The sequence below is a fragment of the Pseudoalteromonas sp. MIP2626 genome (assembly GCF_013414205.1).
Taxonomy (GTDB): Bacteria; Pseudomonadota; Gammaproteobacteria; order Enterobacterales; family Alteromonadaceae; genus Pseudoalteromonas; species Pseudoalteromonas nigrifaciens.
This window is the reverse complement of record NZ_JAATTW010000010.1, coordinates 17,924-43,980: the sequence shown is the minus strand read 5'-3', so window position 1 is coordinate 43,980 and position 26,057 is coordinate 17,924. Positions and strand designations below refer to the sequence as shown.

General features: G+C 34.8%; 23 protein-coding genes. 19 read left to right on the top strand and 4 right to left on the bottom strand.

Annotated elements, in window-relative coordinates:
* Positions 1-3 precede the first annotated feature (3 nt).
* From tmk to HC000_RS06985, 5 genes are read left to right on the top strand one after another with little or no spacing between them, the layout of a single operon-like run.
* Positions 4-630, top strand: coding sequence for a dTMP kinase (gene tmk, locus HC000_RS07005; protein WP_179807289.1), 627 nt, complete (start codon positions 4-6; stop codon positions 628-630).
* A 1-nt stretch (position 631) separates the two neighbouring features.
* Positions 632-1,546: an AAA family ATPase gene (locus HC000_RS07000; RefSeq protein ID WP_179807288.1), complete on the top strand. Its 915-nt coding sequence runs from the start codon at positions 632-634 to the stop codon at positions 1,544-1,546.
* Positions 1,547-1,556: 10 nt separating this feature from the next.
* The gene (locus HC000_RS06995; protein ID WP_011328477.1) at positions 1,557-1,883 is read left to right on the top strand and encodes a PilZ domain-containing protein; all 327 of its coding nucleotides are present in this window, start codon (positions 1,557-1,559) and stop codon (positions 1,881-1,883) included.
* Positions 1,884-1,892: 9 nt separating this feature from the next.
* Complete coding sequence (locus tag HC000_RS06990; RefSeq protein ID WP_011328476.1) at positions 1,893-2,672, top strand: YchF/TatD family DNA exonuclease; 780 nt, start codon at positions 1,893-1,895, stop codon at positions 2,670-2,672.
* Positions 2,673-2,676: 4 nt separating this feature from the next.
* Positions 2,677-4,536 (top strand): alkaline phosphatase D family protein, encoded by a 1,860-nt coding sequence (locus HC000_RS06985; RefSeq protein ID WP_179807287.1) that lies wholly within the window; start codon positions 2,677-2,679, stop codon positions 4,534-4,536.
* On the opposite strand, the gene HC000_RS06980 is transcribed toward HC000_RS06985, so the two are convergent.
* Genes HC000_RS06980 through HC000_RS06965 form a run of 4 tightly spaced genes read right to left on the bottom strand, consistent with a single transcriptional unit; the run spans position 4,533 to position 9,168 of the window.
* On the bottom strand, positions 4,533-5,858 hold the full coding sequence (locus HC000_RS06980; protein WP_179807286.1) for an O-antigen ligase family protein: 1,326 nt from the start codon (positions 5,856-5,858) through the stop codon (positions 4,533-4,535). The two genes, HC000_RS06985 and HC000_RS06980, sit on opposite strands and share 4 nt — an antisense overlap.
* A 53-nt stretch (positions 5,859-5,911) precedes the next feature.
* On the bottom strand, positions 5,912-6,454 hold the full coding sequence (locus HC000_RS06975) for a hypothetical protein (protein WP_011328472.1): 543 nt from the start codon (positions 6,452-6,454) through the stop codon (positions 5,912-5,914).
* A gap of 25 nt (positions 6,455-6,479) precedes the next feature.
* Positions 6,480-8,486: an EAL domain-containing protein gene (locus tag HC000_RS06970; protein ID WP_011328471.1), complete on the bottom strand. Its 2,007-nt coding sequence runs from the start codon at positions 8,484-8,486 to the stop codon at positions 6,480-6,482.
* Positions 8,470-9,168 carry a transglutaminase-like cysteine peptidase gene (locus HC000_RS06965; RefSeq protein ID WP_011328470.1) on the bottom strand — a complete coding sequence of 233 codons (699 nt, stop codon included), beginning with the start codon at positions 9,166-9,168 and terminating at the stop codon, positions 8,470-8,472. Before HC000_RS06965 ends, HC000_RS06970 begins: the two co-directional genes overlap by 17 nt.
* A 594-nt stretch (positions 9,169-9,762) precedes the next feature.
* Between HC000_RS06965 and HC000_RS06960 the strand changes: the two genes are divergently transcribed.
* From HC000_RS06960 to HC000_RS06895, 14 genes are all read left to right on the top strand, one after another.
* Positions 9,763-10,629, top strand: coding sequence for an ATP-grasp fold amidoligase family protein (locus tag HC000_RS06960; RefSeq protein ID WP_179807285.1), 867 nt, complete (start codon positions 9,763-9,765; stop codon positions 10,627-10,629).
* A gap of 61 nt (positions 10,630-10,690) precedes the next feature.
* On the top strand, positions 10,691-11,719 hold the full coding sequence (locus HC000_RS06955) for an acyltransferase (protein ID WP_179807284.1): 1,029 nt from the start codon (positions 10,691-10,693) through the stop codon (positions 11,717-11,719).
* A 219-nt stretch (positions 11,720-11,938) separates the two neighbouring features.
* Positions 11,939-13,216 carry a flippase gene (locus HC000_RS06950; RefSeq protein WP_011328466.1) on the top strand — a complete coding sequence of 426 codons (1,278 nt, stop codon included), beginning with the start codon at positions 11,939-11,941 and terminating at the stop codon, positions 13,214-13,216.
* Positions 13,217-13,250: 34 nt separating this feature from the next.
* Positions 13,251-14,165: a glycosyltransferase gene (locus HC000_RS06945; protein ID WP_179807283.1), complete on the top strand. Its 915-nt coding sequence runs from the start codon at positions 13,251-13,253 to the stop codon at positions 14,163-14,165.
* A 53-nt stretch (positions 14,166-14,218) separates the two neighbouring features.
* Positions 14,219-15,406 (top strand): EpsG family protein, encoded by a 1,188-nt coding sequence (locus HC000_RS06940; RefSeq protein ID WP_011328464.1) that lies wholly within the window; start codon positions 14,219-14,221, stop codon positions 15,404-15,406.
* A gap of 36 nt (positions 15,407-15,442) precedes the next feature.
* Entirely contained in the window at positions 15,443-16,240 is a 798-nt protein-coding gene (locus HC000_RS06935) for a glycosyl transferase (protein WP_011328463.1), read from the top strand.
* A 12-nt stretch (positions 16,241-16,252) separates the two neighbouring features.
* Positions 16,253-16,981, top strand: coding sequence for a WecB/TagA/CpsF family glycosyltransferase (locus tag HC000_RS06930; protein ID WP_089368434.1), 729 nt, complete (start codon positions 16,253-16,255; stop codon positions 16,979-16,981).
* A 197-nt stretch (positions 16,982-17,178) separates the two neighbouring features.
* Positions 17,179-18,135, top strand: a complete 957-nt coding sequence (locus HC000_RS06925; protein WP_011328461.1) for a phosphoribosyltransferase family protein — start codon at positions 17,179-17,181, stop codon at positions 18,133-18,135.
* A 1,112-nt stretch (positions 18,136-19,247) separates the two neighbouring features.
* Complete coding sequence (locus HC000_RS06920; RefSeq protein ID WP_011328459.1) at positions 19,248-20,651, top strand: undecaprenyl-phosphate glucose phosphotransferase; 1,404 nt, start codon at positions 19,248-19,250, stop codon at positions 20,649-20,651.
* A complete protein-coding gene (locus HC000_RS06915; RefSeq protein ID WP_179807282.1) occupies positions 20,635-21,852 on the top strand; it encodes an outer membrane beta-barrel protein in 1,218 nt (405 codons plus the stop codon). The genes HC000_RS06920 and HC000_RS06915 overlap by 17 nt, the downstream gene beginning before the upstream one ends.
* Positions 21,849-22,370, top strand: a complete 522-nt coding sequence (locus HC000_RS06910) for a polysaccharide biosynthesis/export family protein (RefSeq protein ID WP_041454467.1) — start codon at positions 21,849-21,851, stop codon at positions 22,368-22,370. Before HC000_RS06915 ends, HC000_RS06910 begins: the two co-directional genes overlap by 4 nt.
* A gap of 20 nt (positions 22,371-22,390) precedes the next feature.
* Complete coding sequence (locus tag HC000_RS06905) at positions 22,391-24,604, top strand: polysaccharide biosynthesis tyrosine autokinase (RefSeq protein ID WP_011328456.1); 2,214 nt, start codon at positions 22,391-22,393, stop codon at positions 24,602-24,604.
* 3 nt (positions 24,605-24,607) lie between these two features.
* On the top strand, positions 24,608-25,336 hold the full coding sequence (locus tag HC000_RS06900; protein ID WP_179807281.1) for a CpsB/CapC family capsule biosynthesis tyrosine phosphatase: 729 nt from the start codon (positions 24,608-24,610) through the stop codon (positions 25,334-25,336).
* Positions 25,329-26,051 carry a VpsP family polysaccharide biosynthesis protein gene (locus tag HC000_RS06895; RefSeq protein ID WP_179807280.1) on the top strand — a complete coding sequence of 241 codons (723 nt, stop codon included), beginning with the start codon at positions 25,329-25,331 and terminating at the stop codon, positions 26,049-26,051. The genes HC000_RS06900 and HC000_RS06895 overlap by 8 nt, the downstream gene beginning before the upstream one ends.
* Positions 26,052-26,057 lie beyond the last annotated feature (6 nt).

The following is a 26,057-nucleotide window of genomic DNA, read 5'->3' as shown; positions in this document are numbered from 1 at the left end:
TTTATGAAACCTAAATTTATAGTAATCGAAGGGTTAGAAGGGGCCGGTAAATCTACCGCTATTGCTTTGTGCCAGTCGTTTTTAAACAGCAAAAAAATTGATTTTATTAATGTGCGTGAACCCGGTGGTACGCCGCTTGCTGAGTCGTTACGTACATTAGTAAAAGCACAACATGACGAAGAAATAGCGTTCGAAACTGAGTTATTAATTATGTACGCTGCACGCTCGCAGCTAATGCATAATGTTATTAACCCAGCACTTGAGCAAGGGCAATGGGTACTTGCCGATCGTCATGACTTGTCATCGCAGGCGTATCAGGGTGGTGGGCGTGGTATTAGTGCTAATACACTTGCATCACTTTCTTCCATGGTATTAAAAGGGCTAAAACCCAATTTAACCATTTACTTAGATATTGATCCGGTTATTGGCCTTGAACGCGCTAAAGGTCGAGGCCAATTAGATAGAATAGAACAAGAAGCGATTGAGTTTTTTCAGCGTACACGGATGCGTTACTTAGAACTTGCTAATGACGACAAGTCCATTAAAACTGTTGACGCAAACCAAAGCATTGAGCACGTACATCGTGATATAACGAATGTATTACGCACATTTTTTGCAGAGCAAAAATAATATGACACTGCCTTGGCTACACGATATAGAGCAACGCTTAACACTAAGTTTTAAAGCACAGCGCTTTCATCATGCGCAGTTGTTTAGTGGTCCTATTGGTGTTGGCAAGTTTGCTTTTGCAAACCAGTTAGCCAATGCATTGTTGTGCAACAATATAGCCGAGCAAGTTGCGGCAAAAAAAAGTGTATTATCGGCTTGTGGACAGTGTAAAAGTTGTTTATTAATAAAGGCAGGTACTCACCCTGATAAGCGCTTAACGCAAGTTGATGGGCAGAGTATTGGCGTAGACGACATACGTGGTATTAGTAATTTTATGCATCATTCGGCAGCGCAAAATGGTAATAAAGTCGCTATTATCGAAAACTGCGAAAAAATGACTACCGCTGCTGCAAATGCGTTATTAAAAACGCTAGAAGAGCCAAGTCAAAGCCGGTTTTTAATTCTCACAACCAGTCAAGCTACACAATTGCCAGCCACTGTTTTAAGTCGCTGTGCAAAAACGGATGTAAAAGTAACAAACTTAGCACTTGCTCAGCAATGGTTAGAATCGCTAGAAATAACTAATTACACCTGGTTGCCGCTGTTTTACAGCCAACCACTGCAAGTTAAATACTGGCAAGAGCAAAATCAGCTAAAAAATATAAATACACTTTATAAATTTGCAACTGAGTTTAAACAAAGTCATAATTTTACTGAGTTAATAGCAATAATAAATAAACAGCCTGAGCTTATTCGTATATTTACGTTGTTTTTAAGCGAGCAATTAAAACAACAGCTTATGCAAGGCATGAGCTTTGACGCTTATCAAAATGTGCAACATGCTCTAAACGAGTTTTTACAAAATAATACCAAAATACTCGGGCTAAATTTACCGCTAGCAGTATCGAGATTAGCGTCCGTACTGCGAAATAATTAAAGGACTGAGCATGCAAGAGCTATTAGTAGATATAGACGATTTAGATGAATTATATTGCTGTTATATGCCTTATTTAAAAAAAGGCGGCTTATTTGTACGCACTAATATGCGTTACGAAGTAGGGCATTCACTCGCTTTACGAGTTACCCTTCCAGATGCGTTAGAGGATGACGTTGTGACCGGGAAAGTGTCGTGGATCACACCACAAGGAGCGCAAAGCTCTAACCCGCCTGGCATAGGTATTAGTTTTTTAGATGATAAAACAAACCTAAACGCCAAGATCGAAAAACTACTGGGGACTATGTTAAACTCCGGTAATCCAACTTATACCATGTAAAGTAGTACCATGATTGTAGATTCTCATTGCCATTTAGACCGCCTTGATTTTGATAAGCTCGATTTAAACCTTGACCAAGTGCTTGATAAAGCGCGTGCAAAAAAGGTTGAACACTTTTTATGTGTAAGCGTAACACTTGATCAATTCCCGAATATGCTTGATAAAATTAAGCATTATGATGATGTGTCAGCTTCGTGTGGCGTACATCCACTTGATCAAAAAGATGCGCTTAATAAGCAACAATTAATCGATTTAGCGTCGCACGATAAAGTCGTTGCCATTGGTGAAACAGGACTTGATTACTACTACGCAAAAGACACGCATGCCGTACAACAGGCAAGCTTTGTAGGTCATATAGAAGTAGCAAATCAACTACAAAAGCCATTAATTATTCATACTCGTGACGCTCGTAGCGATACCATTAATTTAATGAAACAGCATAACGCCGAAAATTGTGGTGGTGTACTACATTGTTTTACTGAAGATTGGGATATGGCTAAAAAAGCCATTGATATGGGCTTTTATATTTCGATTTCGGGCATTGTTACCTTCAAAAATGCCGTAGAGTTAAAAGAAGTGGTAAAACAAATACCGCTCGATCGCTTGTTAATAGAAACCGACTCTCCATATTTAGCACCAGTACCGTATCGCGGAAAAACTAATCAGCCAGCATATGTAGAAGATGTGGCTTATTACATTAGTGAATTAAAGGGAATTAGCTTTAACGAGCTGGCAAAAGCGACTACAGAGAACTTTTACTCTTTATTTAAATTAGCAGCCAAAGGCTAAATACATGAAAACTCACACGGCGCAACTTCCTATTTTATTAATGGGGCCTATGGTGCGCCGTGCAGAGCAAACCAGTGTATGCATTCAGTTTGCTACCTCTAAGCCTGTAAACTGTCGCATTGAACTGTTAAATTATGAATGTTACAGCGATCAGCACAGCGTTTCTCTCGGCGAGCACTTATATCTGCATTTCGTCATTATAAAGCCAATAAATCATAAGTTTCCTCCTGACAGCTTATTAAGCTACGAACTTATAGTTGACGATACTCCAATTGATTTATCGCCTTGGTGCTATAGCAATCAAGCAACACCTGCATTTGTAATTCCCAATAAACTCAGTGATATTTTGCACGGATCATGTCGTAATGCACATCATCCCGCAAAAGACAGTTTAGTCTGTGCAAGTCATTGGCAAAACACTCAGCGCGGTAATAACAACCAAGGTGCACAATTGCTATTACTGAGCGGTGATCAGGTTTATGCCGATGACGTAGCAGGACCTATGTTATTAGCCATTCATCAGTTAATTGAAGCCTTAGGTATTTATAAAGAGCAACCACTTACAGTTGAGCTACCGAACGATATAAATGAGCAGCTTTATAATCGCCATTTGTTCTTACCAAAAACACCTTGGCAAAAACGCTCAAAGTTAGGTGTTAGTTACTGGCTGAAAAAAGATGAACCTCACTTTTCAAGTGTAAAAGCCCACAATCACCTTATTCACTTTGAAGAATATATAGCACTTTATTTATTAAATTTTAGTGCTGCAGCTTGGCAATGTGTAGATATACAAAGCATAACGTATGCAGGTCAAAACGAGCAAAACAAGACTATTTTTAACGCCGAAAAATCAGCACTGATTGATTATACAAAAGGATTGAGTGATGTAGAGCGGTTGTTTGCCAATGTATCTACATTAATGATATTTGACGATCATGATGTAACCGATGACTGGAACCTGACAGCTGGATGGGAGCAAGCGATTAGTCAAAACCCAGTGAGTAAACGTATTGTAAGCAATGGTTTAATTAGTTACTGGTTGTTTCAAGGGATGGGAAATGATGCACTCACTAAAACGGGCACATTAATCGCTGCGTTTAAGCACAGCTTAGTGAGTAGTAATATTTGGCAATTTAAAACATTTGATAAAACACTAACAGAATTTAGTCATTGGCATTATGAACTGACAACGGTTCCTAAAGTGGTGGTGCTCGACACTCGCACACATCGTTGGCGTAATGAGCAAAATTTTAATGAGCCCTCTGGTCTACTTGATTGGGAGCGACTTACTGATCTTGAGCAGAGCTTATTGAGCCATGATCAAGTTATTATTGTATCGCCTGCGCCAGTATTTGGCGTTAAATCGATTGAAGCTATTCAAGCGCTATTTAATATGTGCGGCCAACCGCTCACGGTAGACGTAGAGAACTGGATGGCTCACGAAGGCTCGGCAAGAAAATTGCTCGATACTTTTAGAAGAGACGATACCCCAAACGAAACGCTAATTTTATCTGGTGATGTACATTACTCCTTTTGTTTTTCGGTGCAAAAACGTTTTGGCGATCATCCTAATAGAGTGTGGCAGCTGACTGCCAGTGGTATAAAAAACGAATTTCCGCGTAAATTAATAAATATACTCGATAAACTCGATTCAATTTTATATAGCCCGAAAAGTCCGCTGAATTTCTTTACTAAACGTTGGCATATAGAGGTTGATAAACACCAAACCAAAGGCGATGGGCAAAAGTATTTAGTGAGCGATTCAGCTATTAGCTTAATAACGCTAGAGCAAGGTAATTTGGCCCGCTATCAGCTTATTCATGGCGACGGTCACTTAACAGAGTTTGATTTAGCACAGCACTAGTCGGCTTGATTACGTCTTTTTTTTATAGTTTTAGGCGCAGGTAATTTATTAGTTAAAATAGCTAAGCATAAAATAGCCATAAACAGCATTGAATTAGCGCCTGCTTGCAGCGAATAGTCGACTAAAGAATGCAGTAGCATAGTAATAATAGCTACTGCACAGCCAAATGCTACTCCTTGATAAAGTGCGGTTTTGCGTTGGCGCATGGTCGCAATACAGAGCCATAAACAATAAAGTATCAGCAAACCAAGTGCTAATGTTGCCGGTATACCTAGCTCCACAGCAAATTGTATATAATCGTTATGCGCATTATCGTAGTAGCCAGAAAAGGGCTCTGATTGATACGCAGGGAAAGCAGTGTAAAAAGTACCCCCACCTGATCCCAGCAATGGTTTATCTAATATAAGTGGTATAGAGTCGCGTACCACTTCGTCACGCGTTTCTGAGTGTATACTGGTTTCGCTAATACGCTGTTTTACTTTTTCAACGTCAAATATTGCACCAATAATAATTAAATCGATAATAAAAAAGCTAATAATAAGGTGTTTAAACGCTTTGGGCTTTTGTCTGTAAATAAATAAAGCCAATAAGCTCATAACCATTAAAGCGATAAAAAATGCCGAGTTACCCATGCGGCTGCGAGTTAATATTAAGGCAACAATAATAATAATTAATGATACGCGTAATACAATTTTAGAGCTTAATAATATACCAGCCCAGTCACGTAATGTTTGTGCGAGTGATTGTGTATTGTCGTTAGCAGAGCGTTTTAACTCACTGATCAACACACCTATGCCTAAGCATAAGCACAGCGCTAAATAGTTGGCTAAAAAGTTAGAATAAGTAAAAGTACCAATAGCACGATCGGTATGTTTATAACTAAATAATGGGCTAATAATATCGGGTGATAAGCTTAAATAACTTGCATATAAGGCCTGAAAAACCCCAGCAAAAATAACAGTGTAAACTAGTTTTTTAATTCGTAGGGAGTGGTTACAGTAAATAAAAATTAACCAGCAAAATAATAGCATAAACCAGGTTTTAATTAACATTTGCTGAGTTTGAAACGGATCAACACTTATACTAAATAGCTGTATTGTGCAAACTAAAACAACAACGCCAAGAGCAATAAATATAGGCCAAGAGTATAAAGGAGGATAAAGCAGTTGTTTATTTTTAATAGCACTATTAAATAAATGCAATAAAAACGTAAAGCTAATCAGCACGCCTATAGCTAATATTGCCCATGGGCGGTAACTGCCAAGGGGTAGGGGGAGTAAAAAAATAATTAAACATATAACAAAAAATATAAAGCGATTCACAGCCATCTCAAAATATAAACGCAGCGCTAAGGCTGCATTTATATTTAATAAAGTTAGTTACCAACTTCAGATATACCAGTATCACCACCAGTACCACCCGATCCAGGAGGTGTAGGCAATACAGGTAAGCTAATAGGAGGATTAGGTTGTGCTTGGATAGGGCCTGCTGCCGTGGCTTGTGAAGCAATAGTAGCATCTATGCCCGCATTAATTGCAGCAAGTGTAATAGTGTCTGAATCTACTCCGTATGCAGAAAGTGCGGCTAATAAAGTAGCAACCATAGGGCTGTCTACACCAAAAGCAGCAATAACGGCAGTAATCATTTGATCAACCTGAGCGTTACTACAATTGCCTCGTGGCAAGGTTTTGTCTAGTTGGTTTTTTATATTGTTTTTACAAATAATTTTAATGGCGGCAACTAAGTCTTGTTGCAGTTGCTCAGGAGATACATTTATTGGTGCATTACTTAAAATCGAAATCAAGTTGTCTATCCCTGCAGACTGAACAGATTTTGATGTATTAGTTTGTGCATAAGTTTGCGGTACATAAAATACACACAGCCCTACTATTAGTCCAAATAAGATAATTGATTTCATGATCGACCCTTGTTTAAAAAATAGGCTACTTACAAAATTCTAATACATTTGGATGAAAAGTAAACTTTTTATTTGTGTTTTCATCAATAATGTTGATTACTTGTGAGGCGGAGCAAATTAAATTCCCTTGAACACCATCACAACCTAAGCTTTCGAGTATGTTTAATGTTTCGGGCTTTTCAATTAAACACGCTAAGACTTTAATACCAAAGCCATGACAAATATTATTTACAGTTTGAATATAAAAGCGACTTTGCGGATTATCAATTAAATCTTGAATGTAGCTACCGTCAATTTTCACATACTCAATATCAAGACCATGTAAATACTTAAAAGAGGTTAAACTGGTGCCAAAGTGCTCTACACACACACTAATACCAACCTCTTTTATCGCATCAATATGAAGTGCAGCAACGCGTATATTACTTAGTAAGCTCAATTCATGAAGCTCAAAAATAAGATTGTTTTTGAGGCAGGGGTAGTGTTGAGAAAACGCACCTAGCCATTGTATAAACTCCGGTGAATATAATGAGGACTTACTTATATTTAATGCGAATTTATCCTCTGGATATTGCATTTTAATATTAATAAAATCACGGATTAATTTTTTATCCAGTTCTTCTGTCAAATTTAACTTTTCGGCCATAGCGAATAAGTGACTATTGTTTATTTTTTCATTGTTATAGATAAAGTGCGCAAATACCTCAAAGTAGCACTGTGTAAACTCGGTATTACTTTTTTTCACAGGCTGTACTGAAAAGCTCACTTCCCCAGAGTTAATTATGCTCTGAATTATTTTTTGCCACTCTTCAACACTAAAGACTATTTTATTATCAATGTTAGCGTCAATCGTACTTTCTCCAATAGTACATTTGGTATCTAATGACGAAAGTAAATGACTCAGTGTTAAGCTTTTTTCAACATTTATAGAAGCTAAGCGGGCATAACCATTATTATGTGAGCTGTGCTGTTTTTGGCTAAACAGGTCAATAAGGTTAGCGTGTAAATTATATAAAAAAGTAATATCGTATGGCGCAATAAAAACAAAAGTACTGCCATTTATTCGGCATAACCTATAATTATTTAGTTCAGCTAAAGAGAGTTTTAATATTTTAGCAACGTCAGTCACATACTCATCACCCCTTTGATAGCTAAGTGTTCGATTAATGTTTACTAGCGAGGGAAGTGTGACCATTGTTGCTGTCATTGGACGCTCAGAGGTAATGGAGTGGGTAACGGCGTTAAAATAGTTTTCAAAAGATTTGCGATTACCTAACCCTGTTAGTGGATCACTATACACGGCGTTTGTTAGCGCTTGGGTTTGTTTAGCTAAAGAGTCGAATGTACTTTGCAAATTAAGCACCATATTATTAATTGCTTTGGTTACTATGCGCAATTCGTGGGCTAACGGCACTTTATTATTGAGTGTAAAGCGTTTGCGAGTAACAAGCAGTGCTTGCTTCTCAACTGCTTTTAAAGGTTTGAATATTGTTTGTAAAATAAAATAAGTGATCAGCAGTGAAGCAATTAATAATATGAGCGAACTATAAAAGCTACGCTTTGTGTGTAGCCATAAAGTTAAATATGACTCTCCTAAGTGGCTGGTAACTTCAAGTGTACCAGCAATGATCCAACCCGTATTTATTTCAGATTGCATTGTAGGCGCGCTTAATTTTACAGTGTTTGTAAACCAATGAGGCACAGAATCTACATGGGTAGGGTTTTCTAATGAGAATAGCGTTTCATGTTTCGTATTAATAAAGCGTATTTTACTATAATAACCAGAATCAAATATTGCGGTTGCCATAGTTTGCCCTATTATGATTCCATCTGTATCCAAATAAGGGGAGATAGAAAGTCCTAGGCTTGTAGCTGTGTCTTTTGCATGGCTTGCCATTTGTGTTTGTAAATAGTCTCGGGTTGTATCTACATCAATAATAATTCTTACAAAAAAAGATAAAATGGAAATACAAATTATTAGCCCGTAGATCTGTATTTTAAGACTCATACCTTGTTTAAAAGGGTGATACATTATTTTCATCTCCTGTATCAATTCCATTTACGAGTGCAAGCTCACCTTTTTCAATTCTTTTTAGCATAGTATCCCAAGCCGACACACCGCTACTATTTTTAACTTTATTACCAAGCCCTTTTGCTTTGGCTAACCATAAACCTTGGCCATTAAAACTGTATATAGGTGTTAAATCGTGACGTTTATTTGCGGGGAGTAACTGGGTATTAAAGTTACCCAAAACAAAAGGAACTTGGTCAGCTTCAGGAAAGTATATCAGTACCATGTGGGGCTGATTAATGGTGTGTTGACGCACATACATAAACCTTATTTTTTCTTCAGGAATACCAAGCGCAATTAAAGTAAAGTATTTAGCTATAACGTAATCCTCACAATCCCCCATACCTACACCCAAGCTTTCTATTGGTGTAGCCCAATAATCATTTTTATTCCAAAGCTCATTATCTGTTTTGTATTTTATATGTTCATTAAAAAAATTATTAACCAGATGTACCTGCCGCCATTCATTCTTATCAATCGATGCATCAATAAACCTAAGCCATTGCTTTATGCGATTATGTCCATCTTTACCATAATGTTGTTTTGCACGTTCAATTATTTCGCTATTACGCAAGTAATTGATTGTGTCTTGTGAGTAAACATAAAAAGATAACAAGATAACAATGCAGCACCCCAAACGCACAAGTAGTTCCTTAAAATTTAGATGCGACACTTATTATATTATTAGCATTAAAACCGAAACTAGCAATAAAGTAGGTTAAATAAGTTTTAATGAAACAATTTGTTAGCATTGACTAATTAAAAGGTGTGGTTTAATGTTTATTAAATTGCGTTGTTTTGTACTTTAAATGTACGAAATCGCGATTAGTGACCCCAACATATGCGTTAAAAGTTTTAAAGATTGCTCGTTGGATATAATAAAAATTGGCACTAAATTTTGACTTTATTAAATTGTATGGCAATTGATATAAAGTGCTATGTAGCAAATACACTACATTGTTAAGTTATACCATTGATAAACCATATATATTAATTACTTAAAGCTTAAGTAATACATGAGAGGCTTAATATTAAACACAATCTCGGTGCACATGAAAATACAATATTTACGAGTTTTTTGAGATCTGTTTTACTAAGTAAATTAAAAGTTTAATCTTATAAGTTGATCTATTATAAGATGAATTGTTCTATTTAAAACCAAGTGAGTTTGATGGTAGCTCCAATTTTGGAGTTAGAAAAATTATTTTACGTTTAGTAAATTTAAGAGAGTCAACGGATGGGTTTATTTTTGAAACTGTTGAAAAATAAATTAAAGGTATTGATACCTGACTCTATATATATTCGATATGAATATTTAAAGCTTCACCGTAAATTTTATTCAAAAAAGAAAGTGCTTACTTTTAGCGATAGGATTTTCTCCTGGAAACTAAGTAAGAAACTAACTGATTTTTCTATTTTTGTGGATAAATATAAAGTTAGAGCATTTGTCGCTGATAAATGCGGTGAAAAATATCTTCCAACCTTACTAAAAACTTGTACCGTAGCTGAAGATTTTAATTTAACCGAAATGCCAGATAAATTTGTCATAAAACTAAATAACGGTAGTGGCTATAATCTTGTTATCAATAATAAAAATGATCATTGTAATGCTGAAATTCGCCAATTAATTACACAATGGCTAAAGTCTGATTTTTATGCAATAAGTAAAGAAAAACAGTATAAAAACGTTGAGCAGCTAGTTATTTGTGAAGAGTTTATTGAATCAACAGATGGCCTAAAAGACTATAAATTTTATTGTATAGAGGGCGCAATTGAATTTGTGCAGGTAATTTCACAAAGGGCAAGCAATAAGCAAACGCACAACTACTATTCAAGGTTATGGCAACCACTTCCAATCTTAAGGGCTGGATGTGATATTGGAGAAGTTGAACTCAAACCAAAAAATTTTGCAGAGGCAGTTGTAATTGTAGAAGCATTGAGTAGCTCATTTTCTTTTGTAAGAGTTGATCTCTATATTCAAGATAAAATATATTTTGGTGAATTAACGTTTACTCCTGGGAATGGGTACATTAAATTCCTGCCTGAACAGTTTGATAGGGAGTTAGCAAGTAAAATGAAATTAGCTTTTAAAAACAATGGTTAATAAATTAAGAGAATAAGTATATTTAATAAATGGTTCACGCTTTTACTTTAAGGGAGTGAAGATGAAAATAAAAAAAATTCTCAGTCTAGAAACACTCAGAGGGTGGGCTTGTTTATTATTAGTACTTAATCACTTAATAGGTGAACCAAATATATCAGGTTTAAAGTTACCCGAAAATAACGACTTTTATTTTTTTAACTTAATGTTAGAAAATGTCAGAATGCCATTATTTGCATTTTTAGGCGGCGTTATTTTCTCTTTTAGAGGAGTGACATCAGAGCAATTTTTTTCTATGTTAAAAGGAAAGTACTTTAGACTAATCATTCCTCTAATTTTTGTAGGCCCAATTTATCTATTTATTCAGGCACATACTTTAGGAGCAAATCAAAAAATAGAAATAACCAATATTACTTATTACTTTAGCGTGATATGGGAAAGTAAATTTCATTTTTGGTTTTTACAAGCAATGTTTTTGGTGTTTTTATTTTATGGCTTATCATCATTTATAAAAACTACAACTCAAAATAAATACATATTTGCGCTATTTACGGGGATTATTTTATGCGTATTTATGCCTACAGAAATTTATTTTTTTTCATTATCTGGATTTTTCTTTTTATTACCTTTCTTCTCGTTAGGGTGCTTACTTAGCTCAAAAAGACACAGCGAAGAAAAGCTAAATATAAAGTTAGTTACAATATTATTAACTTTGTTTGCTGGCCTTATGTTGTATAAATTTTTACAACTACAAAGCCAGAGTAACTTTGAAAGAAACAGCCTAATGGGGCTAGTAACTGGCTTTGTTGGTTGTTCATTATTTTACTTTGCAAAAATAAAGATTATACCCCTTGTGTTTATTGGTAAATATTCATTTTCAATATACTTATACCATGTTTACTTTTTGGTTTTATCTAGAATGTTACTAGTTTATTTAGGTGTGCAATCGACAGAGCTTAATATTGTATTTGGCATGTTCTTTGGGATCTTTGGTCCGATTGCAGTTGAAATTGTATTATCAAAAAGTAATTACGCATCACGAATTTTTTTAGGGCAAAAAAGTACTGTTAAATATGCACAAAAGTCGACATAGGAAACGATGTTTGTATATGAGTACTAATTATGTGCGCATTTTTTACGTAGCAGTGATTAGTGAATTTTAATAAAGCAGTACACATTACTAATATGGTTACTACACTGAGATCTTTATAAATCTAAAACAGTCAGTCAGTTAATTTATTTAGTTATTGAATTTTAAAATTTTGATTTATTGAAGTTATAAATATGACTCTATTATTACAAGGTAAGTTTTTTGAGCCAATCGCCAGCTATTTTAAATAAGTTTTTAGGCACAGCCGGTTTACAAATGATAAGCCGTGCTTTATCCGTTATAGCAGGCGTAATACTTGCCCGTTATTTAGGACCTGAGCAATATGGCTTATATACCTATGTTTTATCAATTATTGCCATAGTCACAATACCTGTTATAGCAGGTTTACCACAATTATTGATCCGTGAAATTGCACATGCTGAATTAGAAGGTAAATGGGGAGAATTAAAGGGGTTACTCAGGTGGTCATCGGCATTTATTATCAGTATTTCTGCGCTTGTGATGCTTACGACCATGCTTATTTTATATTTAGGCTTAATAAGTTCCCAGACTGCTAGTTTACTTTGGTTTGCAATTTTTTTGATCCCTATAAAAAGCTTTTCTGCAAAGCAAGGAGCTATTTTAAACGGTTTTAGAAAACCAATTCTAGGCTTATTTCCAGAGTTTATTTTGATGCCATTTTTAGCCATTTTAGTTTACTTATATTTTATTGTATCAAAAACTGAGTTCACCAGTTTACTGCTTATAAAAGTACAGTTAATAACATCGGCATTAACGCTGTTATTAGGCTTAGGGCTAATATTTAAAGAGCGATCGAATAACCTTAACCATGTTAAACCTACTTACTATTTTAAAAAATGGCATATTGCATTACTCCCGTTTACGCTAATGATATTTATTAGCACCATGAATGCACAGCTTGCAAACGTATTTTTAGGCTACTTTGATGATAAAGAGTCTGTCGCTTCTTTTAAGGTAGCTTTACAAGGGGTGACATTAGTTACCTTAGGGTTTGCAGCGGTAAACAATATTATAGGCCCTAAAGTTGCTAGGTTGTATAGAAGTGGCGATATACAGTCAACACAGGCTTTACTAACTAAAAGTGTAAAGTTAAGCGCCACTTTTTCAATACCAATAGCGGTTGTTTTAATTTTTTTTGGGGATTGGTTTATAAGAATACTTTTTGGAGAGCAATATCTGGCTTCCCATCCAATTCTTATTATTTTATGTATTGGCCAAATAATTAATATTTGTTTTGGCTCTGTTGGTTTAGTGCTGAATATGACAGGAAATGAAAAACGTTCATTAAAAGCATTGTTGGCTACATTATTAATAAACGTGTTGTTGTTATTTATTTTAGTGCCTATCTATCAAGCAATTGGGGCGGCTTTAGCTGTAAGCATGAGTCTAGTGCTGTGGAATATTTGGATGTCGATTGATGTATATAAAATAACAAAGTTAAAAACTTGGTTATGCTAAATTTCATTTATAAAAATTAAAAGGATTAAGCTAAATGGTTGAGTTAAGCATCATTATTCCTACTTATGGAAGAGTCACAAAAATAAGAAATGCAATACAAAGTGCACTTATAAACTCACTTTGTGAGGTAATAGTTGTTGATGATAATGGTAAAGGGTCAGAGCATCAGCTAAATACAGAGTCTATTTTAGAGGATTTAATTGTCTCTAAAAAAATAAAATACATACCATTAGAAAAAAACTCAGGAGCAGGGATTGCCAGAAACGTTGGTATTAAGCAAGCCAATGGCGAGTATGTTACTTTTTTAGACGATGATGATTTTTTTATAGATGGGAAATTACTCGAAAAACTTAACTTTTTTAAACACCAACAAGAGCAGCCTGCTGTCTGTTGTAGCCATATGCAAGTAGAAGAAAATGGTAAAGGTGTTTTAGCAAACGATGATAAGTTTGTAGGCCATGACGCTAAGACCTTTTTGCTATCTGGGAGTTGTTATACTTCAATGATAATGATTAAAAAAAGTGTTTTAGAAGCCATAGGTGGGTTTTATGATACACCTTACTTACAAGATCATACCTTAATGTTAAAGGCCTTTATTCAAAATTATAGTGTGTGCGTATTTGCTGAAAATGTCTTTGTGCATACAATCCACAATGGAGCGAGTATTACCACAGGTACTCGACCAATAGCAGGCGTACAGCTCAGGTGTAAATTAGAAAAAGAGCTAAGTAATAAGGTCACGTTGTCAGCTTCAGAGCAAAACGATTTGAATTATAGGTGGAGCACAATTGACTATCATAATTACTGGCTTGAACATGGGCGCAATTTCTCTTTATTTAAATTTTTGTTCACAAAAATAGTATGGCGCTCAAGAACAAGCGAACAACTTTATGAATCATTTAAGTTACTCGTAAAGTTTGGGATGAAATATCAATATTACTCAAAGTAAAAGGAAGCTTTATTTTGATCTATCACAATAAAACTTTTCTGTTAAATAGAACAATGTTGATTCTTGTTTTTGTATCATTAGTTTCACTGCTAGCGCCTTTTTATATAGGAATTTTTGCTTTATTCACGTATTTAACAACTAAAAGATCTGAGTGGCTTTACGTTTTTTTTATTAGCTTTATTTTGCTTTTTTGCAATATGAATTTACACAAAGAAGCATGGGCATTTGGCGATTTTTTAGGGATAGGCAATGACTTAGGCTGGTATTCAACCCAATGGTTTGCATTCAATAATTATCAATATGGTTTTTTGAGTATTTTTGATGAAGATTATGCAATTTTTATTAATGATGGCTTTTTAGTACAACCGAAAATATCGGAGCCGATTTATCATGGCTATTCCTACTTCTTTTCAAAATTAACGAATGGCAATTATATATTTTATACGTATACGATTACGTTATTTATCTATTTACCAGCATGTATTGTTATTTACAAGATATTAGATTCAGCTAAATTTAGTGAGGTGTTAATTGCGTTAGCGCTGATGTTTTTTATTTTTTATTCAATGAAATTTACAAACATGTTTAACATGATACGGCATTATTGCTCAGGTTCTTTCTTAATTATTACTCTGTTTTTTTTATATTTTGACAAAATACGCTTCGCCATTTTTTTTGGTGTCATCGCATCATTAACACATAATGCAGCCGTGGTTGTTTGTGCAATTTATTTTGTTGTTTATTATGTTACGGCCTCCGATGAAAGAAGTAATAGATACAAAATTTTATATGTCGTTATGGGCTCTGCGGCAATATCAATATTATACCTTTTAGTTTATTACGCCACATTTACCAATTATGAAGAATTAGATGATAGAGGTTCAGGAATACTATTTAAGCTTTTAGATGTTGCTATCGTACTGCTTTCTATATTCGCCTATATGGTTAGGCGTAAATCGACATTTGATAAGATGTGGTTTTATTATATAGGTATTATCGTATTAATTTGTTTTATGCATACAACAAACTTCTTACAGCTACGCTATTATGCCTACTTTGATTATTTTAGATGGATTGGCTTGGTATATATATTTTCTTTAATACTACGTGTTGTCAGGCTAAAGCTACTGTTTTTTTCATTATCTTTAATCGCGTTTATTTTATTTTTGTGGTACAGAATTTATATTTCTGATTTCGATTTTAACGGAATGTTCCACCATTATTTCTTTATAAAATTTTAACTTCATATTATGTAATAACTACTTATAGGGATTGTAATGAAAATTTTATTATTAACAACATGTATATGTAATGACGAAAATATCAAAGACTTAAAAAGACTAATACTATCGATAAATAGTGTAAGAAACATTCAATTTGTACACTATGTACTATTACAAAGTGCAGATGGCTACAGTGAAGAGTGTTTACTTGGGCTAGCTAGTAACTATACGCTAATCACAATTAGTCAAAGTCATATTGTGTCGTTATCAAAGGCAAGAAATAAGCTTATTAAAGAAGTGAACAGTCGGTATTCATTGAATGATTTTGATTTCGTGTCCTGCCCAGACGATGACTGTTGGTACCCAGAAGGGTTTTGGAATAGCTTTAATGAACTACAAGCACTCAGTCGATTTGAATTGTTTTATACTCAATTTTCATCAGCACCAAGTATTAGCCCCTTTACTTCTAATGAACATAATTCGTCAAACTTAATACGATACGCATCATCTAACACTACATTTTATGCATCTAAAGTATTTAATGAAGTAGGGCTGTTTGATGAAAACTTTGGCGTCGGCGCTAAAAATAATGGAGGTGAAGATTTGGACTTTGCAATAAAAGCTTCACTTATTAGTAAGGTTATATTTTTTATGAACTCTGCAGCTATTGGCCATCGTGATCCATTACCAGAATTTAGATATAAGTATTTTCAAGGCTCTTTCGCGGTATTAAATAACCACAAACTAAAAAGTACTGCTCTTTACTATCACTATTTGCGAAAGCTTATGGTTGGTATTTTTTATTATTCACAAAGAAAAATAAAGTTTGCTGACTTTAAAGTAATAAAATAGGAGCTTAAAGCGATGGACCCTATCTTAAAGTCATTAACTTTAGTCAATGAGGTATCTTTAGCCAGTATTTTAGAGCGTATCACAAATACGGATAAAGCAATTTCGATCGGTTTTTTAAATCAGTATGCATATAACTTAATAAGTAGTAGTGATGCTATAAAAGCTAACTTTTTCGATTTAGATTATTTATTCAGAGACGGTAAAGGGGTTGAATTAGCGTGCTTGTACAACAATATTGACCCTCAATCTAACTTAAATGGTACAGACTTTATTCCGCGATTAATCTCGCAATTATATTTATCTAACAAGGAAATGACCCTTTTTGCGTACGGTACTCAGCAACCTTGGTTAGATATAGGTGCAACCTCGCTTTTTAACACCTCCCAATATTATAGTTTAAATGGGTTTAAAGATGTCGACTGTTATCTTGAGCACAATTTACAGTATCAAACTGAGAGTCTTAACGTAGTCGTTCTTGCTATGGGTATGCCTAAGCAAGAGCTGATAGCTACACAACTAAAACTACAGAGCAAAAATAAAATGATAATAATATGTGGTGGTGCAATATTGGATTTTCAAGCGGGTAGGGTAAAGCGCGCACCGACGATATTTAGAAAGCTTGGTTTTGAGTGGCTATACAGATTTGCTCTAGAGCCTAAAAGGTTATTTTCTCGTTATGTTGTCGGGATCCCATTGTTTTTTTTAAATGTATATCGCTCCAGTACTAAAAGAGTTTTGTAATTAAAGGGAGTGGTAAAAGTTAATTTCTATTAGCGTGAAGCTAACGCTTAAATCAAAGATATAATAACAATTTGATGGCTATTTTTGACGTGAGATCTACATTATTGCGATAAATTGTACTAACCTTAATAAAAGCAATGTAATTAATAATAATTTTAGTATGTTAGGTAAAATGTTTTTAAGGGAGGGTGATTCTAATGAATTATAAAAGTTATTGTCATTTAAGTCAGGATATAAAAGAACACTTGCCTAAAATACAGAGTTTAAACTTTGATTTAATTGTAGGCCTTCCAAGAAGTGGTTTAACACCAGCTAATATGCTGGCATTGTATTTGAATATTCATTGTACGGATTTGATTTCTTTAATTAATAATTCAGAGCTCAAAACAGGAAGTACACGAAAAAGTAAAAATCAATATTTAAAATACCCACAAAACGCACAAAAAATATTATTAGTGGATGACAGTATTGCAAAAGGTGACTCGATTAAAGCTGATATGGCTTTAATTCCCACATATTTACACAGTAAAATTACGACATGTGCAATTTACTCATCGCTAAAACAAAGAAATGATGTTGATTTTTTTCTAGAGTACCTACCATCACCAAGGGTGTTTGAATGGAACATTTTTCATCATCCAATTTTAACGACTGCTTGTTTAGATATAGATGGTGTTTTGTGTATTGACCCTACTGAAGAGCAAACTAATGATGCCGAAAAGTACATTGAGTTTATTTTAAATGCACAGCCATTATTTATACCCTCTAGAAAAGTTTATGCGCTTGTTACCAGCCGGTCAGAAAAGTATCGAGAACAGACTGAGATATGGTTAAAAAAGTATAAAGTAGAATACGAGTATTTAATTATGCAAGATTTACCTGGTAAAGAAGGAGGACAAAAGCAAATTAGTCATGCAAAGCATAAAGCTTTATTTTATCAAAAAAGTAGTGCAGAGCTTTTTATTGAAAGCGACTATAAGCAAAGTATTGAAATTAATCATATCACTAAAAAACCAGTTTTTTGTGCAGCTAGTAACCAAATAATTAACAACGGCTTTTATAATCTAAAGCATGAAGCAGTTACAAGCTTAAAAGAACGGTTGGCTTCGTTTATACCTCGTGGCATAAAAAATCAGATTAAAAAATTATATTAACTTTATTTACAAAGACTTATCTTGTTCTTTAGATAAATAGAGCCTAGCTTATATTATTGTTAATTTGCAAGTGTGTAGGGCTCCCATCAACTCAAAATATAAAAGCTAAGTTTTCAGTATTCACCGTATTTAGGCTTGATATTGTTTGCGCTTAAGCTCTTCAGTACTTAGCGTTTTTTGTTTATTAACTAACGCCAAACGTTTGTGTAAGCCTTACTGGTTAGTCATTGCCACCGTGTGCAGTATTATGTGACCACAGGCTACCCTAAAACCACCAAATAATAAAGATACACCATGCTTGTATTAAATCTAGAAGCAAACACTTATAACGTGTTTTCGGTTGTGTTATTAATTATTATCTAAACCAGTTAGCGGTCTGCTCTCTTACTTTTTGTACAGTCTATTATTTTTCTAAAGAATTACACTAGGGTAAAAATGTACTATTTCACAGGGTTTGGTTGATAGTAGTTTTTATATAGTCGCAGTTTAAACCTAAACACTGATAAGCAGGCTGTATAAAGCGATCTTTTATGTTTGTTTTTGTTTTATGTTTGTTTATTTTGTGTTTGTTTTATTAAGTTGTTTATTTTATTGGCTATAAATAAAACTATTAAAACCTTCAAGTAAACAGTAATTAAGCCCCAAGGTAATAGGTTGCTATTATGTTGTTGGTAAATGAATGTAGTTGCTAAAACTAAGTAGATGATAATTAAAAATAGCTGTAGGGCAAATTACACATCAAGAACAGAGCCAAAAATGTGCAAAATTTATTGTAATATTATGCTATTAGCTTTTATTCATCGGCATAGTTTTTACTGAGAGAGTAAGTTACGTATACCCTACTCATAATATTAACCAGATGGATTCATGCATTGTTTATTTAAATATCTAAGCATGATTACATAAAAAAGGGCTGTTGTTTAGATGAGGAGTTGTAGTTTAGATACATTTATATTTTAAGAAATATGTTTAATAAAATAGCTTTAACCTTTTGTATATTAGTAAACCCGCCTGTATGTTAATTGTGCAATTTGAGATGTTAATTTAGTATTAATTCCATAGTCTAGTGATGCTTCTTCTTACCTGAGACCAATTAATAGGAATTAATAGTTATGAGCTCTTCAAGGACATTTAAGTTATCAGGTTCGTCAGATGCCTGCTTTTATAGACTCTTCGATATTTTTGCATTATTTTTTGCTTTTCAATGCTCCGCCTTATTTTATAACTTTAATCTAAGCTCTTTTTATATGGTATCAGTGCTAAGTGTTGCATTAATTTACTTATATTGCGCTGAAATATTTTCTACTTATAGATCGTGGCGAGCAGGGAAGTTTAGGGTAATGATGTTGTGTGTTTGGGGCGCTTTATTAGTTTCATTCGCTTGTTTGTTTTTTATATCATTTATTTTTAAGTTTTCAGAATCCTTATCTCGGATTGGCATTAGCTTGTGGTTTTTATTAAGCATGCTTTATTTATATTTATGGCGCTTAGCTGTGTACTTGTATAAGCGAAATCGTCGTAAATTTGGTTCATATTTACGCAATGTAGCCATCATTGGTGCTACAGAAACCGCTGCTTACTTATATGATGAAATTGAGAAAAATGATGAGTTAGGCTTTAAGTTTTTAGGGTTTTTTGATGATAGAAACCCAGAGCGTTTATTTAGTAAATTAGCCTCTCATGATGTTGCAGGCAACATACAAAAAGCTGTGGATTTAGCAAGAGAGGGCAGAGTTGATGTGTTATATATTGCTCTTCCCATGAAAGCAGAAAAACGTATTGCAGACATTTTATTGCAGCTGGGTGATACCACAGTTGATGTGCATATAATACCTGACTTTTTGCTTTCTAATCTTATACATGCGCGTATTGAACATGTTGGCGAAGTTGATACTTTGAGTGTGTTTGAGTCGCCATGCATTGGTGCTCATGAGTTTATTAAGCGTACAGAGGATATTGTGTTTTCAATGATTATATTGTTATTGATTTCGCCATTACTATTAGTTATTGCCGCGGCAGTGAAATTAACATCAGCTGGTCCTGTAATATTTAAGCAAGATCGTTATGGACTTGATGGACGAAAAATAAAAGTTTGGAAATTCCGTTCAATGACAGTCACAGAAAACAGCAAAGTGGTAACTCAAGCTACAAAAAATGATGTGAGGATAACAAAGTTAGGCCGATTTTTGCGACGTACGAGTCTTGATGAACTTCCTCAGTTTTTAAATGTACTTGAAGGTGACATGTCCATTGTTGGCCCAAGACCTCATGCGGTTGCGCACAACGAAGAGTATAGAAAAAAAGTAGAGTTTTATATGTTTAGGCACAAAGCCAAACCAGGCATTACAGGGTGGGCGCAAGTTAACGGCTGGCGTGGTGAAACAGATACGTTAATAAAAATGGCGAAACGTGTAGAGTATGACCTACACTATATTAAGAACTGGTCATTACTATTTGATATAAAAATAATAATCATAACAATATTTAAAGGATTTAAGAATGAAAATGCCTACTAATACAATTGCCCCTTGCCTACTCGTTGTTTGTATTGGGGGCAGTCCTTATGCAGCGGCTAACCTAAAACCAGGTAGTATTATTACAAAAGATGGTGCCGAAATAACGCCTACACTACAAACAGGAGTGAGTACTAATAATAACTTTTTTAGAACACCAACTAATGAGGAGTCGCGGTTAATATGGAATATATCACCTAACATTTCGGCTGTAATTGAAGATGGCCCAGACAATTATAAGCTTAATGTTGGAACAATAACGTCCTTTCATAATAAAGATACCACAGATAACTTCACTCAAGTGACCACAGCAGCGAGCGTTCATAAAGAGTTTACCCAACAGCATAGACTCGATATTAAAGGTGATGCAGATTGGTTATATGAACCCAGAGGAAGTGGTTTAACCGAAGGTTTGGGGGATATTGTTAATGAATTAGTAAAGTACCAACAGCAAAATGTAACAACGCGTTATGAATATGGCGCAAAAAGCTCTAAAGCTCAAGTTGCGCTTATTGCTGGTTTTTTCAATAAAAAATACCAAAATTTTAGACCTGTATCTCAATATCGCGATTATGATAAAACTTTAGTGGGAATAACCGGTTACTACAATACGCTTGCAGCAACGCGCACTTTTTTGGAGCTAACACAAGAAAAGTACCGCTATGATGTTTTGCAAGCCAATGGTATTTCACGAGATTCAGATGACAGAAAAATATTACTGGGAATAGAGTGGGAGGCAACGGCGGTAACATCCGGTACCTTCAAAGTCGGTTATCAAGACAAAGATTTTTTTTCTGACCTACGTGAAGATTTTACCGGTTTAAGCTGGGAAGCCGCAGTACTTTGGCAACCACTTACTTATTCATCGTTACAATTTTTAACTAGCCGCTCAGCTAAAGATCCCTTAGTAGCAGGTGATTATATTAAAGAGAGTGTTTATAACATTACCTGGGATCACAATTGGAGTAATTACTTTAGTTCGTTGGCAAGTTTAAATTATGCAGATGAGCAATACACTGGGGATGTTGGCAGACAAGATAAAACAACAGCGGCTCGACTAGGTTTAAACTATTTGGTTAGTAACTTTGGGATGGTATCTAGTTACGTTGATTTTATAGATAAAAACTCTAATCAAAATACGATTGAATATGATCGTGTCATTGTCGGGATTAATTTTACCTTTGTTTTAAAGGCTAATCGATGAAATTTTGGATGCTTGTTTGCCTGGCTTTTTTATTAAGTTTTAATAGTTTTAGCCAAAATGCGCAAAACTATACTTTAGGGCCAGGTGACAAAATTGAAATAAAAGTTTTTGGCCAACCAGATTTAGATGTGACGGCGTTATTAGGTAACAGTGGCAAAGTTAATTACCCTTTTTTGGGAAAAGTTAAACTCGCTGGCCTAAATACATCACAGGTTGAACAAATAATAATAAGAGGGCTACAGCCTGACTATTTAGTTAACCCCAATGTGTATGCGCAAGTTACACAATATCGACCTTTTTATATTCATGGTGAGGTAAATAACCCAGGTGCATACCCTTATCAGCCGGCAATGACAGTAAATCAAGCGATTGCACTTGGCGGTGGATTAACAGAGCGAGCATCGATAGATAAAATATATATTTTTAAAGAACAAACCAAAGAGCAACAAATTAGAGGCAGTTTAAACAGTCAAATTGCAGCGGGCGACACCATTAAAATAGAACAGCGCTTGTTTTAAGCCGTTAAAGGCAGTGATGAATGAATCAAAAATCAGAAAAATTAAATAATAATGATGATGTAATTGAGTTGGGCATTAACTTTAATGTTATTAAGCAAGCAAAGTGGCGAATTTTGAGCTTTGCGATAGTTATTACATTATTAGCGATAATGATTACGTTAACTTTAATACCTAAATATAAAGCAAGTGCAACGTTATTAATTGAAGCTGAGCAGGCTAAAGCGGTTAGTTTTGAAGAAATATATGGTTTAGACTCAAACCAAAAAGAATATTATTTAACTCAATTTGAGGTAATAAAATCAGACAGTATTGCACGTGAAGTTATTACGAAACTAGATCTGCAGTCACACACTGACTTTATTCCAAAACCTTCAATATTTAATGAAGTTAATATACTAATTAAAGAGTTGCTGCCTTTTTTAAATAAAAAAGAAGTTGCTGCGCTCTCGTATGAAGATCAAGTTGAGCAACAAATGCAAGATTTGCTTAGTATATTTAATAAAGCATTAATAGTTTCACCAATTCGTAAAACGCAATTAGTTAGGGTGAGTTTTGAGTCGAGTGATTCTAAACTTGCAGCCTTAGTAGCAAATACGGTAGGTGAGGTATACATAGACAGCCAAATGCGCGCCAAAATGGGGATAACGCAACAGGCAACAAGCTGGTTAAACACACGCTTGTCACAGTTACGGATCCAATTAGATGATTCAGAGGTTCGACTGCAGGCGTACCGAGAGGCGCAGCAATTAGTTGATATAGAAGGTATTGCGGGGCTAGTGACACAAGAGCTAGAGCAAATGTCTCAGCAGTTAGTTGATGCTCGAGCCGCAAGAAATAATTTAAAGAGTATAAACAGAGTAATCAAGGAGTACGGAAATAATAATATAGAATTTTTAGGTAGTATGCCCGAAATAACATCACATAAAGTAGTACAAGATGTAAAGCGCGAGTTAGTACTTGTTGAGCGAAAAGTGAGTGACTTGGGCGAAGTATATGGCAATAAGCACCCAAAAATGATTTCTGCTAAAGCTGAACTTGCAACTGTAAAAGCTAATTTAAATAAGCAAATTAAAGGCCTAGTTACAGGTATCGAAAAAGAGTTAAACAGAACAACTCGAACCGTTAATACATTAGAAGCTGATCTAAAAAAAATCCGAGATGATTATCAATATATTACACGCAAAGAAACGCAGTATAATCAGTTAAAACGTGAAGTTGAAACTAACCGAAATATATTTAATACATTTTTATCTCGCTCTAAAGAAACCGAAGTAACCAGCGACTTCACCTCAGCAGCAGCTCGCTTTACCGATAGAGCATACACACCTAAATATCCCAGTAAGCCCAATAAAAAGCTTATTGTAATAATTACATTTATAGCTAGCTTTGCCTTTGCAGTAGTGATGAGCTTTATATTTGATGCATTAAACGATACGGTAAAAACAAAAAATGACGTTGAAAGTAAACTAGCGCAACGCATGCTAGGTTTATTACCCAAAGTTAAAATATCGAGAAAGAATCCGTTTCCGATATACGCATATTTAGAGGATGAATACCGTCGTTTTGCAGAATCTGTGCGTACATTTAGAACAAGCTTATTGCTTACTCAGTTAGACCGAAATCATCAAATAATAGCAGTTACATCAAGCGTCCCAGGTGAAGGGAAAACCACAACATCAGCTAACTTAGCCTTATCGCTTGCGCAAATGGGGAGCGTTTTACTGATTGATGCTGATTTACGTAAACCCAGCTTAGCAAAACGGTTTGATATACCCGTATTTCACCCAGGCTTAAGCAATTTAATTACTGGCACAGAGCAGTTTTCTGAGTGCGTTCATTTAGATGAGCGCTCTGGTGTTGCTATTATGCCAAGTGGGCAAATACCATCAAATCCGTTAGAGTTACTCTCTAGCGCCCGGTTTGATGAGTTATTAAAGGTTTTAAAAACCAAGTACGATCACATCATTATTGACACTCCCCCAACACAAGCGGTTAGTGACGCATTAGTAATTGCACAAAGTGTTGATTCGGTAGTGTATGTAGTGAGAGCAGACGTAACAAGAGTAAAACCGATTAAAGCTGGGTTAGAGCGTTTGTTTGAGGTAAAAGCACATGTGGCAGGCGTTATACTTAACCAAGTAGATATGAGCAAAACTAAAGATGAGCATAGCTACGGATACTATGATTATTATGATTACTCACAACCGCCAGAAAAACCTCAACCTAATGGCTAAATTATGATTGATATTCATTCGCATATTTTACCCGGTATTGACGATGGTGCTAAAAATTTAAATGAATCTTTAGCATTATTAAAGCTAGCGCAAAGTGATGGAATAACACATATGGTGATTACTCCGCATATTCATATAGGGCGATTTGATAACTCCGCGGTACAACTTCGCAGAGACTTAGCTGATTTAAAAGAGCATGCAAAACAGGCTCAAATTACTATAAAGCTAGCAGTAGCGGCAGAAGTACGCCTTGATATAGAGTTAATGGCACTGGTAAAGGCAAATAAATTGCCCTTCATTGGGAATTTAGCCGGAGCAAATTACTTATTGTTAGAGCTACCACATTCTCATGTACCACCAGGCTACGATAAGTTTATTGGCTGGTTAACAAAACAAAATATTAAAGTGATTATACCTCACCCTGAACGTAACCGTGATATTCAGGCTAATCCTTTTTATATAGAACATTTAAAGCAGTTAGGTTGTGAGTTTCAATTAACCGCTTCAAGTATTGAAGGGGGGTGGGGGGATAAAGCAAAACAAATTAGCAATGACATGCTTAAAGGTAATTTAGTTAATTATGTTGCCTCTGATGCGCATTCGGTAAAACGTAGGCCGCCAATACTTAGTAAAGCAAAACACATTGTGAGTAATTTAGTAGGGGAGGATAAAGCACATATGTTATTTGTAACTAACCCTTGGCGCTTAACTGAGTCACTATTTTGTGATTAGTTTTAAATTAAATAGGTTAATCCCTATTATTGTTTTAGCGCTTATAACCTTGTTTATTGCCTATTACAGTATAAAAAGCATACGCGCCAATGCTTGGTATTTTAATGCTAGAAATACGCTGGAACAGCTGTCCTCTCCAATTAAGCGCTCAGAATTAAAGCAGGCCGAAAAAGCTATTACTTTAGCGGCTAAATTTGAGCCAAGCCATCCTCATTATTGGCACTTGAATGCGTATATAAAAATATTATCAGTAAGTATTTTAAATCAGCCGACTGTAATTAATGCTCCTACACATCAGCTGGCTTACCAACAAGCCGAACAAGCGCTTTTAAAGTCTATTGAATTAAGGCAAACATGGGCAGAAACTTGGATAGCATTGGCGCAAGTGGTGAGTTATCAAGATGGGCCCACAGAGCAGGTTTATGATTATATTCAACAAGCAAAAAAAGTAGGACCTTATAAGCTTGATGTACATTTAGGTATTATTCAAATAGCGTTGATTCATTGGTCGCAGCTAACTCCACAATACAAAGCTTTATATGTTAACGAATTGAAGTTAGCAGTTAAATATGGCTATAAATTCAATCAAGTATTTGATATTGCAAAACAAAGTAATAGCTTACCCATATTGTGTTTATCGTTACAATTTGGTGGCGATTTCGATTCTGTTCGCAAAAGTTATATATTTAAAAAACATTGTGGTAGTGGCAAATAAAAATGC

What these genes read in the sequence shown, in the direction of transcription:
- tmk (WP_179807289.1), top strand. Translation starts at nt 4, where the DNA reads ATGAAACCTAAATTTATAGTAATCGAAGGGTTAGAAGGGGCCGGTAAA.
- HC000_RS07000 (WP_179807288.1), top strand. Translation starts at nt 632, where the DNA reads ATGACACTGCCTTGGCTACACGATATAGAGCAACGCTTAACACTAAGT.
- HC000_RS06995 (WP_011328477.1), top strand. Translation starts at nt 1,557, where the DNA reads ATGCAAGAGCTATTAGTAGATATAGACGATTTAGATGAATTATATTGC.
- HC000_RS06990 (WP_011328476.1), top strand. Translation starts at nt 1,893, where the DNA reads ATGATTGTAGATTCTCATTGCCATTTAGACCGCCTTGATTTTGATAAG.
- HC000_RS06985 (WP_179807287.1), top strand. Translation starts at nt 2,677, where the DNA reads ATGAAAACTCACACGGCGCAACTTCCTATTTTATTAATGGGGCCTATG.
- HC000_RS06975 (WP_011328472.1), bottom strand. Translation starts at nt 6,454, where the DNA reads ATGAAATCAATTATCTTATTTGGACTAATAGTAGGGCTGTGTGTATTT.
- HC000_RS06970 (WP_011328471.1), bottom strand. Translation starts at nt 8,486, where the DNA reads ATGTATCACCCTTTTAAACAAGGTATGAGTCTTAAAATACAGATCTAC.
- HC000_RS06960 (WP_179807285.1), top strand. Translation starts at nt 9,763, where the DNA reads ATGGGTTTATTTTTGAAACTGTTGAAAAATAAATTAAAGGTATTGATA.
- HC000_RS06955 (WP_179807284.1), top strand. Translation starts at nt 10,691, where the DNA reads ATGAAAATAAAAAAAATTCTCAGTCTAGAAACACTCAGAGGGTGGGCT.
- HC000_RS06945 (WP_179807283.1), top strand. Translation starts at nt 13,251, where the DNA reads ATGGTTGAGTTAAGCATCATTATTCCTACTTATGGAAGAGTCACAAAA.
- HC000_RS06940 (WP_011328464.1), top strand. Translation starts at nt 14,219, where the DNA reads ATGTTGATTCTTGTTTTTGTATCATTAGTTTCACTGCTAGCGCCTTTT.
- HC000_RS06935 (WP_011328463.1), top strand. Translation starts at nt 15,443, where the DNA reads ATGAAAATTTTATTATTAACAACATGTATATGTAATGACGAAAATATC.
- HC000_RS06930 (WP_089368434.1), top strand. Translation starts at nt 16,253, where the DNA reads ATGGACCCTATCTTAAAGTCATTAACTTTAGTCAATGAGGTATCTTTA.
- HC000_RS06925 (WP_011328461.1), top strand. Translation starts at nt 17,179, where the DNA reads ATGAATTATAAAAGTTATTGTCATTTAAGTCAGGATATAAAAGAACAC.
- HC000_RS06920 (WP_011328459.1), top strand. Translation starts at nt 19,248, where the DNA reads ATGAGCTCTTCAAGGACATTTAAGTTATCAGGTTCGTCAGATGCCTGC.
- HC000_RS06915 (WP_179807282.1), top strand. Translation starts at nt 20,635, where the DNA reads ATGAAAATGCCTACTAATACAATTGCCCCTTGCCTACTCGTTGTTTGT.
- HC000_RS06910 (WP_041454467.1), top strand. Translation starts at nt 21,849, where the DNA reads ATGAAATTTTGGATGCTTGTTTGCCTGGCTTTTTTATTAAGTTTTAAT.
- HC000_RS06905 (WP_011328456.1), top strand. Translation starts at nt 22,391, where the DNA reads ATGAATCAAAAATCAGAAAAATTAAATAATAATGATGATGTAATTGAG.
- HC000_RS06900 (WP_179807281.1), top strand. Translation starts at nt 24,608, where the DNA reads ATGATTGATATTCATTCGCATATTTTACCCGGTATTGACGATGGTGCT.